The organism is Achromobacter sp. NCFB-sbj8-Ac1-l (genome assembly GCF_052695805.1).
Genome location: NZ_CP199812.1, coordinates 500,741 through 514,412, shown reverse-complemented (window position 1 = coordinate 514,412; position 13,672 = coordinate 500,741). Strand labels below are relative to the sequence as shown.

At 67.3% G+C, this 13,672-nt stretch carries 10 protein-coding genes; 5 read left to right on the top strand and 5 right to left on the bottom strand.

Annotation, left to right across the window (positions count from 1 at the left end):
- Both ACUDP5_RS02430 and ACUDP5_RS02425 read right to left on the bottom strand, forming a co-directional pair.
- Positions 1–1,191 carry an amino acid ABC transporter permease gene (locus ACUDP5_RS02430; RefSeq protein ID WP_263915807.1) on the bottom strand — a complete coding sequence of 397 codons (1,191 nt, stop codon included), beginning with the start codon at positions 1,189–1,191 and terminating at the stop codon, positions 1–3.
- 133 nt (positions 1,192–1,324) lie between these two features.
- Complete coding sequence (locus ACUDP5_RS02425) at positions 1,325–2,341, bottom strand: amino acid ABC transporter substrate-binding protein (RefSeq protein ID WP_263915806.1); 1,017 nt, start codon at positions 2,339–2,341, stop codon at positions 1,325–1,327.
- Between the two features lie 315 nt (positions 2,342–2,656).
- Here ACUDP5_RS02425 and ACUDP5_RS02420 point away from each other — a divergent pair, with 315 nt between their 5' ends.
- The 3 genes from ACUDP5_RS02420 to cheD all read left to right on the top strand — a co-directional run bounded on the left by ACUDP5_RS02420 (position 2,657) and on the right by cheD (position 5,441).
- Positions 2,657–3,370 carry an ATP-binding cassette domain-containing protein gene (locus ACUDP5_RS02420; protein ID WP_263915805.1) on the top strand — a complete coding sequence of 238 codons (714 nt, stop codon included), beginning with the start codon at positions 2,657–2,659 and terminating at the stop codon, positions 3,368–3,370.
- Positions 3,367–4,275 carry a cell division protein FtsX gene (locus tag ACUDP5_RS02415; RefSeq protein WP_175196154.1) on the top strand — a complete coding sequence of 303 codons (909 nt, stop codon included), beginning with the start codon at positions 3,367–3,369 and terminating at the stop codon, positions 4,273–4,275. The genes ACUDP5_RS02420 and ACUDP5_RS02415 overlap by 4 nt, the downstream gene beginning before the upstream one ends.
- 389 nt (positions 4,276–4,664) lie before the next feature.
- A complete protein-coding gene (gene cheD, locus ACUDP5_RS02410; RefSeq protein ID WP_263915803.1) occupies positions 4,665–5,441 on the top strand; it encodes a chemoreceptor glutamine deamidase CheD in 777 nt (258 codons plus the stop codon).
- A 47-nt stretch (positions 5,442–5,488) separates the two neighbouring features.
- On the opposite strand, the gene ACUDP5_RS02405 is transcribed toward cheD, so the two are convergent.
- The gene (locus ACUDP5_RS02405; protein WP_445658082.1) at positions 5,489–6,445 is read right to left on the bottom strand and encodes a GlxA family transcriptional regulator; all 957 of its coding nucleotides are present in this window, start codon (positions 6,443–6,445) and stop codon (positions 5,489–5,491) included.
- Between the two features lie 264 nt (positions 6,446–6,709).
- On the opposite strand from ACUDP5_RS02405, the gene ACUDP5_RS02400 reads away from it, so the two are divergent.
- Positions 6,710–7,411 carry a M24 family metallopeptidase gene (locus ACUDP5_RS02400; RefSeq protein ID WP_445658081.1) on the top strand — a complete coding sequence of 234 codons (702 nt, stop codon included), beginning with the start codon at positions 6,710–6,712 and terminating at the stop codon, positions 7,409–7,411.
- An 87-nt stretch (positions 7,412–7,498) separates the two neighbouring features.
- Here ACUDP5_RS02400 and ACUDP5_RS02395 read toward each other — a convergent pair whose 3' ends face one another.
- On the bottom strand, positions 7,499–11,110 hold the full coding sequence (locus ACUDP5_RS02395; RefSeq protein WP_445658080.1) for an indolepyruvate ferredoxin oxidoreductase family protein: 3,612 nt from the start codon (positions 11,108–11,110) through the stop codon (positions 7,499–7,501).
- Between the two features lie 168 nt (positions 11,111–11,278).
- On the opposite strand from ACUDP5_RS02395, the gene mutY reads away from it, so the two are divergent.
- On the top strand, positions 11,279–12,355 hold the full coding sequence (gene mutY, locus ACUDP5_RS02390; RefSeq protein ID WP_445658079.1) for an A/G-specific adenine glycosylase: 1,077 nt from the start codon (positions 11,279–11,281) through the stop codon (positions 12,353–12,355).
- 347 nt (positions 12,356–12,702) lie between these two features.
- On the opposite strand, the gene ACUDP5_RS02385 is transcribed toward mutY, so the two are convergent.
- Positions 12,703–13,530, bottom strand: coding sequence for a helix-turn-helix transcriptional regulator (locus tag ACUDP5_RS02385; protein WP_263915206.1), 828 nt, complete (start codon positions 13,528–13,530; stop codon positions 12,703–12,705).
- Between the last annotated feature and the right edge of the window lie 142 nt (positions 13,531–13,672).

Below are 13,672 nucleotides of genomic sequence, written 5' to 3'. Positions count from 1 at the left end.
TCAACGCTCCACCAGCGCGATGCGCTTGTTGTACCAGTTCATGAATATCGAGATCGACAGGCTGACCGTCAGGTAGGCGCCCATGATGATGAGAATGCCCTCGATGGCCTGGCCGGTCTGGTTCAGCGTGGTGTTCACCACCGACACGATGTCCGGATAGCCGATGGCGACTGCCAGCGAGCTGTTCTTGGTGAGGTTGAGGAACTGGCTGGTCATCGGCGGGATGATCACGCGCAGCGCCTGCGGCAGCACCACCAGGCGCAGCATCTGCTTGCGGCGCAGGCCCAGGGCTTCAGCCGCTTCCCACTGGCCTTTGTTGACGGCCTGGATGCCCGAGCGCACCACTTCGGCGATGAACGCCGAGGTGTAGATCACCAGGCCCGCCAGCAGCGCGGCGAATTCCGGCGACAGCGTCAAGCCACCCGAGAAGTTAAAGCCCTTCAGTTCCGGCATGTCCAGCGTCAGCGAAGCACCGCTGACCAGCCAGCCCACGACCGGCAAGCCGATCAACAGGCCGATGGCGGCGCGGCCCAGCGGGAACACGTGGCCGGTGGCTTCCTGGCGCTTCTTGCCCCAGTGGCCCAGGAACAGGATGGCGACAATGGCCAGGCCCAGTCCGGCCAGCATCCAGTCGAGCGAATTGCCTTCCAGCGCGGGCACCTTCAGGCCGCGGTTGGAAATGAACACGCCCGGCAAGGGGTTGTGCGCCTGGCGCGGGCCCGGCATGTTCTCGGTGATGAGCGCGTACCAGAAGAACAGCTGCAGGAGCAGCGGCACGTTGCGCATCACTTCGACGTAGATCGAGGTGATCTTGGCGACGAGCCAGTTCTTGGACAGGCGGCCCACGCCGATCAGCGTGCCCAGGATGGTGGCCAGCACGATACCCAGCACGGCGACGCGCAGCGTATTGAGCAGGCCCACCACGATGGCGCGGCCATAGGTGTCTGCGGGGGTGTAGGCGACGGGCGTTTCGCCGATGGCGAAGCCGGCCTCGCGGTGAAGGAAACCGAAGCCCGTGGCGATGTTGCGCACGGACAGGTTGTGAAGCGTGTTTGAAACCAGGAACCACACCGCCAAAGCCACGGCGGCCAGTGCTAGCACTTGATAGACCACGGCGCGCACGCCGGGGTCGTTCCAGTTCAGACGCCGGGGGGGTGCCGAAATCGGGGCGTTTTTATTTGGAGTTGTCATCGAATGAATCTACAGAAGTCGGACACCGGGCGGCTGGGGTCTGAAAGACCGCGCGCCGCCCACTCCTGCCGCCCGCTCGGAGGCGGGCTAGGCATGGCGCAAGGGGTTGCGCCATGCCGGGCAGAGCCGTGTGTTAGCGCACCGGCCAGCCGTACATCAAGCCACCTTGCTTATAGTTGGCATTCAAGCCGCGGTCCAGCTTCATGGCGCTGCTCTTGCCGAGCGTGGCTTCGAAGCTTTCGCCGTAGTTGCCGATCTGCTTGATGATGTTGTAGGCCCACTTGTCATCCACGCCCAGGTTCTTGCCCATGCCCGGGGTCACGCCCAGGATGCGCTGGATATTGGGGTTGGTGCTCTTGGTCATTTCATCGACGTTGGCCTTGGTGATGCCGTATTCCTCGGCTTCCAGCATCGCGTTCAGCGACCAGCGCACGATGTTGAACCATTGCTCGTCGCCCTGGCGGACCATGGGGCCCAGCGGCTCCTTGGAGAAGTCTTCCGGCAGGATGATGTACTTGTCGGGATTCTCGAGCGTGGTGCGGGTCGAGGCCAGCTGCGACTTGTCGGTCGTGAAGGCATCGCAACGGCCGGCCGAGAAGGCGCGGATGATTTCGTCGTACTTGTCGATCACGACGGGCTTGAATTCGATCTTCTGGCCGCGGAACCAGTCAGCCAGGTTCAGCTCGGTGGTGGTGCCGGGCTGCACGCAGATGGTGGCGCCGTTCAGTTCCTTGGCGCTCTTGACGTTCAGGTCCTTGGAGACCATGACGCCCTGGCTGTCGTAGTAGTTCACGCCCACGCCGATCAGGCCCAGGGTGGTGTCGCGGGTCAGCGTGACGGTGGTGTTGCGGGTCAGCACGTCCACTTCGCCCGATTGCAGCGCGGTGAAGCGTTGCTGGGTGTTCAGCGGGGTGACCTTGATCTTGGTGGCATCGCCGAACATGGTGGCGGCGACGGCGCGGCACAGGTCCACGTCCAGGCCCTTGTACTCACCCTTGCTGTCCGCGATCGAGAACCCCGGGATGCCGGTTGAAACGCCGCACTGGACAAACCCTTTTTTCTTGACGTTATCGAAGGTCGCACCTGCATGGGCAGCCGCGGACGCAGCGAACAGGGCGGTGCCAATGGCAGCGAGTTTCAGTACTTTCATCGTGATCTCCGTAGGGGTGATGCGAAGCCGAACGCAAGGCCGGGTCGGGCTTTACGCATGGGGCGGATGGTAGCGTCCGCAAAGCAGCCTCCGCATCCGGGAATTCCCTTGAAATATAGGGACACTGGATGAAATCAAACGCAGTTCGGCAGCAAAAACGGGGACATGGTTTTGCATCGCAAAACGTGTCCGACCGGTCACACGATCCGTCGGTTTCAGGTGACATCAGGACACTTTTTCCGGCGGGCCCGGGATCCGGATTTGGTCCGGCTTACTGTCCCCGAGTTACTATTGCGGCTTCATCCGACAGCCGCCATGATCGAATTCCAGCACGTATTCAAATCGTATGGTCGCGGCCGCAATATCCTGGCCGACATCAACTTCCGCGTAAGCGCGGGAGAGTTCGTCTTCGTGTCGGGGCCGTCCGGCGCCGGCAAGTCGACCCTGCTCAAGCTGATCGGGGGGCTCGAGCCCGCCAGCCGCGGCTCGATCCAGGTCAACGGCCAGCGACTGGACAAGCTGCCCGCCCGCGCCCGGCCCTACCTGCGCCGCGCCGTCGGCGTGATCCTGCAGGACACGCATCTGCTGTTTGACCGCAGCGCCTTCGAAAACGTGATGCTGCCCCTGGCCGTCACGGGCCACCCCCGGGATTCCGCCGCCGCCCGCGCCCGCGCCGCGCTGGACAAGGTCGGCCTGTCCGGCAAAGAAGACCTGAACCCCATCGAATTGTCGGGCGGCGAGCAGCAACGCCTGGCGATCGCGCGCGCCATCGTCAACCGGCCCGCCATCCTGATCGCCGACGAACCCACCGCCAACCTCGACCACGACAACGCGCAGCGCATCATGAACGTGTTCCGCGACTTCAACCGCGTCGGCGTCACCACGCTGATCGCCTCGCACGACCAGGAACTCATGGCGCGCTACGCCACCCGCACCCTGCGCATCGATCCGGGCAAGTTCGCCGATTCGCAGGGCGACGCCACGCCCGCCCCCGCGGCCGGCCGCGGCATTGCCGGAGAAACGGCATGAACGCCTGGCTGCGGCAGCATCGCTATGCGCTCATGGTCACCCTGCGCCGGCTGGTGAAACAGCCGTTCTCGTCGCTGGCCAACCTGCTCGTCATGGCGCTGGCGCTGGCGCTTCCCCTGCTGGGCAGCGCCATCCTGGTGTCGGTACAGCCGGTAGCGCGCGAAATGTCCGTCACCCCCGAGGTCACCGTGTTCATGCGCGTGGACGCGCCGGCGGGCGCCGCGGCCGACGTGGCCAAGCGCATCCAGGCCGACTACGCCGCCGACATCCGCGCGGTGCGCGTGGTGGGCCGTGAAGACGCCCTGGCCGACCTGCGGGCCAACCCCGCCTGGGCGCAGGCGCTGGCCGTGCTGCCGGGCAATCCGCTGCCCGACGCCGTGGTGGTGACGCTGGCCGACGGCGAAGACCTGGCCGGCCGCGCCGGCAAGCTCGCCAAAGACTGGAAGCAATGGGACCAGGTCGACCTGGTGCAGCTGGACAGCGCCTGGGTCCAGCGCCTGGAAGCCATCCTGCGCTTTGCCCGCATCGGGCTGGCCTTCCTGGCCGCCTGCGTCGCCGTGGTGGTGCTGGCCACGGTGTTCAACACCGTGCGCATGCAGGCCCTGTCGCAGCGCGAGGAAATCGCGGTGGCGCGGCTGGTCGGAGCCACCGAATCGTTCGTGCGCCGCCCGTTCCTGTACCTGGGTGCGCTGTCCGGCGCCCTGGCCTCGCTGCTCGCCATCGGCGTGGCGGCGTTGGCGCTGTCGCCCCTGAACAACGCCCTGCTCGGCCTGGCCCGCAGCTACGGGGCCGAGTTCGCGCTGCACCTGCCCGGCGCCCCCGTGCTGCTGGTGGCCATCGTCGCCTCGGCCGCCCTGGGTGCGTTGTCTGCGCGCTGGTCCGTGACCCGCAGTACGCGGTTCTAAACCTCCGTATAGCCCCCCTTCTTCCCCGTGATCCGGGGAAAGACCCCGCCCGGCCCTGTGTAGGATGGATGCACCATCCTTGCAGTGGCCGCGTGCGGTCTGCTGGTGCCATGCTGTCACGGGGATGGAACGGCGCATGCGCCCATCCCGTGTTACGGGTGGTCCGGGCGCCGCAAGGTGTCACGCAAGCGGGCCGAACTGCCCAGGGAATCGCAAACGCTTATAAATCAGGGACATAACAAAGTCGCGGTTACACAGGATTTCACCCTATTGTTGGCGAGATGTGTAAGAATAAAGCGACATTTTTATACATATTTTGAAACGTTTATTGTTCCATCGAGCGCTGCCCTTCGTGACCCAACCGCTGTCCTTGCCCTTTATTCCGCCCCATGGTCGCCCGTCTTGAAGCCCGTGCGACGCGCCATTACTTCGATAGCGCGTTCCAGTGTCAGGCGGTGAAGGTACTCCCCAACGAGTACTACGTCACCGACGAAGACCTGATGATCTCGACCGTGCTCGGGTCGTGCGTGGCCGCCTGTATCCACGATCCCGTCACCGGCGTGGGGGGCATGAACCACTTCATGTTGCCCGAGGGCGACATGCAGTCGCCCGCCTCGGCCACCATGCGCTACGGCGCGTTCGCCATGGAAGTGCTGATCAACGAACTGCTCAAGGCCGGTGCGGTACGCGACCGCCTGGAAGCCAAGGTGTTCGGCGGCGGCGCCGTGCTGTCGGCCATGCAGCAGATGAACATCGGCGAGCGTAACGGCCAGTTCGTCCTGAACTACCTGAAGACGGAAGGCATTCCGGTCAAGGCGCAGGACCTGGGCGACGTGCACGCGCGCCGCATCAACTATTTTCCGCGCGACGGCCGCGTGATGGTGCGCAAGATGGCCCCCCACCACCAGCGCGCCGAAGAGATCATCGCCAAGCGCGAACAGGCCGCCGCCCAGAGCGTGCAGGCCAAGACCCAGAGCCCGCCGCGGGTGGAACGCTTCACGCCGCCCGGCGTGCAACGCTTTGACCGGCCTGCCGCGCGTGCGGGGGTGGAACGCTTCGACCGCCCCGGCGTCGAGCGTTTCGACCGACCCGCGACCCGCCCGGGCGTCGAACGCTTCGACACCGGCGTGGCCAGGCGCCGCAAACCCGAGACGGCGGGCAGCTAAGCCCGCCCCCGGCCGGCGCCGGCCGCAATGCCCGCCCCCGGCCCGTATCAGCGGCCGAAGCGGGCGCGGTACGCGCTGGGCGATACGCCCAGCCGCCGCTGAAACACCTCGCGCAGGTGGCGCGCGTCCCGAAAGCCGCAGCGAAAGGCCACGGTCTTGAGCGGCGCGGATTCGCGTTCGAGCCGGACGCGCGCCGCATCCACACGCGCGCTTTCGACGAAATCGGCCGGCGTCACGCCCGCATCGCGCAGGAACACACGCGAGAAATTGCGGCGGCTCATGTGGGCCTGCGCCGCCAGCGCGTCCAGGCCCAGATCGTCGGCCAGGTGGCCCAGCACGTATTGCTGCACCAGGGCGACGGCGGACGTTTCTTCGACGAATGGCGTCAGGAACGGACTGAACTGCGATTGGCCGCCCGCCCGCTGCATGAAGACGACCAGCCGCTTGGCCACATTCAGCGCCACATCGGGTCCATGGTCCTGCGCCACCAGGTACAGCGCAAGATCGATGCCCGCGGTGACGCCAGCCGAGGTGTGCAGGCGGCCATCCTGCGCGTACAGGCGGTCGGCCTGCACCTGCAGGCTCGGATAACGTGCGGCCAGCGCCTGCGCGTCGTTCCAGTGCGTGGTGACGACCGCGCCGGGCGGCAACCCCGCGCGGGCCAAGAGGAATACGCCGTTGCAGATCGAGCCGTAGCGCGGCGCCTGCGCACAGGCCTCCTGCAGCCAGGCCAGCGCCTCGTCCGGCTCGCGGGCGTCGGGCAGGCCCGGGCCGCCCGCGGCCAACAGCAGGTCGGGGACGTCACCGGCGTCGGTGTAATGCCGCTGCGGCATCAGCAGCATGCCGTTGGAACACGGCACGGCGCCGCGCGTCAGGCCGATCAATTCCAGCCGGTACTGCTGGGCGGGCAGCAGGAAGCGGTTGGCTTCGGCAAAGACGTCCAGCGGCCCACTGACGTCCAGGGACTGCACGCCGGGGAACACGACGATGGCGACGGATTTCATGGTGGCAGGCAAAGGCGACGGATAGAAGGGCCGGCGGACGGCATGCCGCTACCTTAGCTCAGCGGGGCCGCGCGCAACGACCCGCGGCGCACACGCTGGCCGCAATCCGCACCAGCGCGGCCCTGATCCGCCGCCGGCCAGGCGCTTGGCCGCAAGACGCGCCACGCTGGCCCGAATCCGTGCCGCGCCGCGGTCGTGCGCGCAGGTTCCGCCGCCCAGAATGCCTGCATCGGCCCAAGCGCCGCCCACCAGGAACCGCCCTTCATGCAAATCCCCCACCCGACCCGACACCCCGACCCCAGCGAGCGCGTCGGCCCCGCCTTTTCCGTGGACGGCATGCTGCTGGCCCGCAACAAGACCCGCCATGCCATCGACGCCATCGCCGCGCGCATCCAGCCCGGCATGGTCGAGGAAGACGCGGTAGCGTTGGCCAAGCAGACGCTGATCGACGCCGGCATGGCGCTCAGTTGGCATCCCACCCGCGTGCGCTTCGGCGCCAACACCATGAAAGCCATGCGCCAGGCGTCGACCCCGGGCGTGGTGCTGGGCGAAGACGACATCTTCTTCCTGGACATCGCCCCCCGGCTGGACGCGTGGGAAGGCGACGGTGGCAAGAGCTACGTGGTGGGCAACGACCCCGGCCAGGCGCGCTGCGCCCGCGATGCCGAAGCGCTGTTCCACGACGTGCGCGGCGTGTGGCTGCGAGAACGCCTGAGCGGGCAGGCGCTGTACGCCTATGCCGACCGCCAGGCCCGCGCCATGGGCTGGGCATTGAACTTCGACCTGCCGGGCCACCGCGTGTCGGACTTTCCCCACGCGGCGATCCATACCGGGTCGCTGGCCGACCTGGCCATCAGCCCGTCGGAAATGCGCTGGATCCTGGAGATCCACCTGCGCGATCCGCAGGGCCGCTACGGCGCGTTCTTTGAAGACATGCTGCTGGACGATGCGCACTATCCGGCGTAGGCCGCCGGCGTAACGCATCACAGAAGAGTCTGACGACAGGCGCGCATGAAACCCGCGCCCGTCGTCACCCGCATCACTTCACGCACATCACGCCGCGCGCGCCCCGCCGATCGACACCACGCTGGCCGTGAAGTCCTTCAGCAAGGCCTCGCGCCGCGCCGCGGCCTTTTCCATTGCCGCTTCCTTCACGTGGCCATAGCCGCGGATGTCTTCAGGCACGCTGGCCAGCGCCACCGCGCGATCCAGGTTGCCGCGGTTCAGCTTGCCCAGGATGGCCCCGATGGTCTCGCCGTACTCGCGCGCCAGTTCACGTTCGGCACGCCGTTCGCGGGTGTAGCCGAACGGGTCCAGCCGCGTGCCGCGCAGGCGCTTCATGCGCGCCAGCAGGCGGAACACGCGCAGCATGCCCGGCCCGTAGGCCTTCTTGACCAGATGGCCGTCCGGGCCGCGGCGCGCGAACAGTGGCGGCGCCAGGTGAAAGCGCAGCTTCCAGTCGCCCTCGAACTGCTCGCCCACGCGCTTGAGGAACTCGCCGTCCGTGTACAGCCGCGCCACTTCGTATTCGTCCTTGTAGGCCAGCAGCTTGAAGTAATAGCGCGCCACCGCCAGCGCCAGCCGCTGGGTGCCGGTGGCCTCGTGCTCAGCGTGCGCCACCTTGTCCACCAGGTCCGTGTACAGCCTGGCGTAGGCGGCATCCTGGTATTGCGTGAGAAACGCGCGTCGCACCTCGACCAGCCGGGCCAGCTCGCCCGGCGGCTTCTTCAGTTCCAGCACCGGCGTTGCGCGCGGCCGGCGAATCTCGATGATGCCGTCCGGATGCGCGGGCGCGGCGGCGCCCGCAGCCAAGAGCCGCATCACGCCGGCCAGGTCGTGGGCCGCGCGGCGCCCCCAGGCGAACGCCGCCAGGTTGTTGGGCACCTGCTGACCGTTCAGTTCAATCGCGCGCAACAGCGCTTCGCGCGACAGCGGCAGCCAGCCCTTCTGGTAGGCGTAGCCCATCATCAGCGGATTGGAATAGATGGCGTCGCCCAGCAGGCCCACCGCCAGCGCCGACGCGTCCACCGCGTGCAGGTTATCTTTGCCGCAGGCGGCCTGCAGGTCGGCGGTCAGGTTGGCCCCGGGCAGCGTCCAGTCCGGGTTGGACACGAACGCCGCAGTGGGCGCGGTGTCGCTGTTGAGCAGCGCATGGGTACGCCCCGGGCGCAGCCGCGCCATGGCGTCCGCGCTGGTGGCCACCACCAGGTCGCCCGCCAGCAGCAGGTCGGCCTCGCCCATTGCCACGCGCGTGTTCATCAGATGGTCTGGCGTCTGCGCCAGCACCACGTGCGAATACACCGCGCCCCCCTTTTGCGCCAGGCCGGCCATGTCCAGCACCGAACAGCCTTTGCCTTCCAGATGAGCGGCCATGCCCAGCAGCTGGCCGATGGTGACCACGCCCGTGCCGCCCACGCCGGCAATGAACACGCCGTAGGCCTGGTCCAGCCCACGCGTGGCCGGCCGCGGCACGTCGTCGTCGACCGCGCCGTCGGGCGCCAGGGCGCGCGGCTTTTTCAGCTTGCCGCCTTCCACCGTGACGAAGCTGGGGCAAAAGCCCTTCAGACAGGAAAAGTCTTTATTGCAGCTGGACTGGTTGATCGTGCGCTTGCGGCCGAACTCGGTTTCCAGCGGCTCGACCGACAGGCAATGCGACTTCTGCGAACAGTCGCCGCAGCCCTCGCACACGCGCTCGTTGATGACCACCCGACGCGCCGGATCGGGGTACGCGTTGCGCTTGCGGCGCCGCCGCTTCTCGGTCGCACAGGTCTGGTCGTAGATCAGCACCGACACGCCGGGGTATTCGCGCAGCTCGCGCATCACCGCGTCCAGCTCGTCGCGATGCTTGACCGGCACGCCCGGCGCCAGGCCGGCCATGTCCTTGTATTTGTCCGGCTCGTCCGTCACGACCACGATCTTGTCGATGCCTTCGGCCGCCACCTGGCGGCTGATCATCGGCACGCTGATGGGGCCGTCCACCGGCTGCCCGCCGGTCATCGCCACCGCGTCGTTGAACAGGATCTTATAGGTGATGGGCGCCTTGGCCGCCACCGCGGCACGAATCGCCAGCAGGCCCGAATGGAAGTACGTGCCGTCGCCCAGGTTGGCGAACACGTGCTTTTCCTCGGTGAACGGCGCCTGGCCCAGCCACGGCACGCCCTCGCCGCCCATTTGCGTATACACCTGCGTATTGCGGCCCATCCAGGTCACCATGTAGTGGCAACCGATGCCCGCCATGCCGCGCGAACCATCCGGTACCCGCGTAGACGTATTGTGCGGACAGCCCGAACAGAACCAGGGCTTGCGGTCTTCGACCACGCGTGGCCGCGCCAGCGCCTGCTCGCGCCCGGCAATGAAGGCCAGCCGCGCCTCGATGCCCGCGCGCACGTCCGGCGGCAGCTCGAACCGCAACAGCCGCGCCGCGATGGCCTTGGCCACCATGGCCGGCGAAAACTCGTAATGCGCCGGCAGCAGCCAGTTGCCTTGCGGCACCGACCATTCGCCGCCGTCCTTGTCGTCGAACTTGCCCACCACGCGCGGAATCTTCTTGCCGCTGCCGATCCAGCTGAACAGCTCTTCTTTCAGCTGGTATTCCAGCACCTGGCGCTTTTCCTCGACCACCAGGATCTCGTCCAGCCCTTCGGCGAAATGCGCCATGCCGGTCGATTCCAGCGGCCACACCATGCCCACCTTGAACAGCCGCAGGCCGATGCGCTGGCACACCGCTTCGGTCAGGCCCAGGTCCGACAACGCCTGGCGCGTATCCAGATAAGCCTTGCCCGACGTCATGATGCCAAAGCGCGCATCGCGCTGCGGCACCTGCCAGAGTTCACGATTGAGCTTGTTGGCGCGCGCATAGGCCAGCGCCGCGTACAGCTTGTAGTCCAGCAGCCGCGCCTCTTGCTGCAGCGGCGTATCGGGCACGCGGATGTTCAGCCCGTCCGGTGGCAGCTGGAAGTCTTCGGGCAGCAGGATCTTCACGCGGTACGGATCCACGTCCACCGACGCCGACACCTCGACGATATCGGTAATGCACTTCATGCCCACCCACACCCCGGCATAGCGGCTCATCGCCCAGCCATGCAGGCCGAAATCCAGCACCTCCTGCACGCTGGACGGAAACAGCGCCGGGATCATGCAGGCCTTCAGGATGTGGTCGCTCTGGTGCGGCAGCGTCGACGACTTGGCCGGATGATCGTCGCCCGCCACCACCAGCACCCCGCCGTGCGGCGACGTCCCCGCCGCATTGGCGTGCTTGAACACGTCGCCGCAGCGGTCCACCCCCGGCCCCTTGCCGTACCACATGCCGAACACCCCGTCGTACTTCGCCCCGGGGAACAGATTCACCTGCTGCGAGCCCCACACCGCCGTCGCCGCCAGGTCTTCGTTGATGCCCGGCTGGAATTCCACGTGGTGCGCCTTCAGGTACCTGGCCGCCTTCCACATGTTCTGGTCCACCCCGCCCAGCGGCGACCCCCGATACCCCGACACGAACCCCGCCGTGTTCAGCCCCGCGCGCAGGTCGCGCAGCCGCTGCATCATCGGCAGGCGCACCAGGGCATGGATGCCGCTCATCCAGGCGCGGCCGGTTTCAAGGGTGTATTTGTCGTCCAGCTGGACGGATTCGAGCGCCGCGCGGACCGCGGGCGTGAGAGGGGCATTCATGTCTACTCCGAGGGTCGTGGAACGCCCGCAGCAGCATCGCGCCGAGTTCTTCTGGAGCCCGGGCTGGCCTGCGGCGGAGGTGAATTCCGGGCGCTTGGCGCGCCTCTTCCTGACGGTTGTAACCGCTCGTCCCACCCCCGGCAATAGGGCGATGCGATAATTGCCGACATGGACTTCGCCCCTCGCATCGTCGCCTGGCAACGCCAGCATGGCCGCCACGATCTCCCCTGGCAGAACACCCGGGACCCCTACCGCATCTGGCTATCCGAGATCATGCTGCAGCAGACGCAGGTGGCCACCGTCATCCCCTACTACGAACGCTTCCTGCAGCGCTTCCCCGACGTCGCCGCGCTCGCCGCCGCCGCCCAGGAAGACGTCATGCCCTACTGGGCCGGCCTGGGCTACTACGCCCGCGCCCGCAACCTGCACCGCTGCGCCCAGGAAATCGCCCGCGACTGGAACGGCCGCTTCCCCCCCACCGCCGAAGCCATCGCCACCCTGCCCGGCATCGGCCGATCCACCGCCGCCGCCATCGCCGCCTTCGCCTACGGCGAACGCTCGCCCATCCTGGACGGCAACGTCAAACGCGTCTTCACCCGCCACTTCGGCATCGCCGGCGACCCCGCCAAACGCGACGTCGAACAACGCCTGTGGGCCCTGGCCGACGCCCAGGTCGACGCCGCCCCCGGCCTGGACATGGCCGCCTACACCCAAGGCCTGATGGACCTGGGCGCCACCCTCTGCACCCGCGGCAAACCCGCCTGCGACCGCTGCCCCGTCACCACCACCTGTATCGCGCGGCAGGAAGGCCGCCAAGCCGAACTGCCCACCCCCAAGACCCGCAAAGCCATCCCCGAACGCGAAACCGGCATGCTGGTGCTGCAATACCAGGGCGCCTTCCTCCTGCAACAACGCCCCGAACCCGGCATCTGGGGCGGCCTCTGGAGCCTGCCCGAATTCGACGCCGCGGGCGACCCCCTCACCGCCTCTCGCGCCCTGGGCCTCATCCCCGAACACCGCTTCGAACTCGCCGCCTTCGCCCACACCTTCACCCACTACCGCCTGCACATCCGCCCCTGGTACATCCCGGTACGCAGCGCCACACTGCGCGAACCCACCCAGACCGAACGCTGGATCCCCCAGGAAGACCTGCCAAAGACAGCCCTGCCCGCCCCCGTAAAAAAACTTTTGCTAGGCCTGGTAGAAGCCGGCCTCCCCGGCGACCTGCTGACCACCACCAAATAAACCCCACGCAATCGCGCAGCGTCATCCGCCGACGCAAGACACGACGGAAGCCGAGCAAGGCCGCCCGCGCGGCCGGCGCGAGGCGGGCACCGTCCCACCCCGCCACCCCCCTCCGATGTTGGCTAGCATGCCAAACACACTGACCGCCCCAGCGGCCGCGACTAAGTCACATCAAGAGCGCGTGACGGGGCAGGCGGGGTGAGGGCGGGGCGTGTAGATTGCGCCCGAGGGAATCCGTAGGGAAGGCCGAAGGCCTGTACGAGGATGACAACGGGGCAGTCCGGAGCGAAGGCTCCGGACCGCAATCGTAGCCCCGCCCTCACCCCGCCTGCCCCGGCACGCGCGGCTTAAGAACCCACGCTATCCCCCAACAACATCACCAACTTCAAATCCAGATGCGTAGCCAACCGGAACGTAATCTGCTGAAACCCCATCCGCCCCCGCCGCGGATGAGAAAACTCCCGCAACCCCCCTTCCCGCTCAACGACAGCATGCCGATTCCACCAATGCGCAAACACCGCACTCTGCCGATTCAACGCATCGATTAAGGCAAGCACCGCCGGCTCGTCCAGATGCGCCCCCGCATCCGCTCGAAATTCCGCGACGACACGGCGCGCCCGCTGCTCCCAATCCACTACCAGCTCCCGCGCCGCCGGATCCAGAAAGATATAGCGCAGCAGATTCGGCTCAGGATCCCGCGCCGGCCAGTCATCGAACAGATCCCGCAACGGCCCATTACAGGCCAGCACATTCCAGGCCCGGTCCAGCACGTAAGCTGGCGCCGTGATCGCATCCACGCACTCGCGCAACGACCCCGGCGCCCCCATCGCGTCGTCCCGCGCATGCTGCGGATCCGCGCAATCCGCCAGATCGAACAGGTAAGCCCGCTCGGCCCGCGCCAACTGCAGCACTCCCGCGATCCGCGACCACACCGACGGCGACACCGATACCTCGCGCCCCTGCTCGATCCACGTGTACCAGGTGACGCTGATTCCGCACAGCTGCGCCACCTCTTCGCGCCGCAGCCCCGGCGTGCGCCGCCGCATGCCTTCCGGCAGCCCGGCCATCTGCGGCGTGATGCGCGAGCGGGCGCTGCGCACGAATTCGCCCAGCGCCTGGCGGCGCAGGCGGGAGCCTTCGTGGCCGGCCGCGCCGGCTTGGGGGGAAGTAGTCATACCAGGATAAGAGGCAGGCTTGTACGTGTATAAGTGCCGCCTATCTTAGCGCCTCGGCGGCCCGCGCTCGACAGCACCACAGTCCACCCTGTATAGATCGGGACTGCACCGAAAGAATCGAACCGACAAGAAGGAGACAACC

Bases quoted from the DNA above. Each gene is read 5' to 3' on its own strand.
- ACUDP5_RS02430 (WP_263915807.1), bottom strand. From the start codon at position 1,191: ATGACAACTCCAAATAAAAACGCCCCGATTTCGGCACCCCCCCGGCGT.
- ACUDP5_RS02425 (WP_263915806.1), bottom strand. From the start codon at position 2,341: ATGAAAGTACTGAAACTCGCTGCCATTGGCACCGCCCTGTTCGCTGCG.
- ACUDP5_RS02420 (WP_263915805.1), top strand. From the start codon at position 2,657: ATGATCGAATTCCAGCACGTATTCAAATCGTATGGTCGCGGCCGCAAT.
- ACUDP5_RS02415 (WP_175196154.1), top strand. From the start codon at position 3,367: ATGAACGCCTGGCTGCGGCAGCATCGCTATGCGCTCATGGTCACCCTG.
- cheD (WP_263915803.1), top strand. From the start codon at position 4,665: ATGGTCGCCCGTCTTGAAGCCCGTGCGACGCGCCATTACTTCGATAGC.
- ACUDP5_RS02405 (WP_445658082.1), bottom strand. From the start codon at position 6,445: ATGAAATCCGTCGCCATCGTCGTGTTCCCCGGCGTGCAGTCCCTGGAC.
- ACUDP5_RS02400 (WP_445658081.1), top strand. From the start codon at position 6,710: ATGCAAATCCCCCACCCGACCCGACACCCCGACCCCAGCGAGCGCGTC.
- ACUDP5_RS02395 (WP_445658080.1), bottom strand. From the start codon at position 11,110: ATGAATGCCCCTCTCACGCCCGCGGTCCGCGCGGCGCTCGAATCCGTC.
- mutY (WP_445658079.1), top strand. From the start codon at position 11,279: ATGGACTTCGCCCCTCGCATCGTCGCCTGGCAACGCCAGCATGGCCGC.
- ACUDP5_RS02385 (WP_263915206.1), bottom strand. From the start codon at position 13,530: ATGACTACTTCCCCCCAAGCCGGCGCGGCCGGCCACGAAGGCTCCCGC.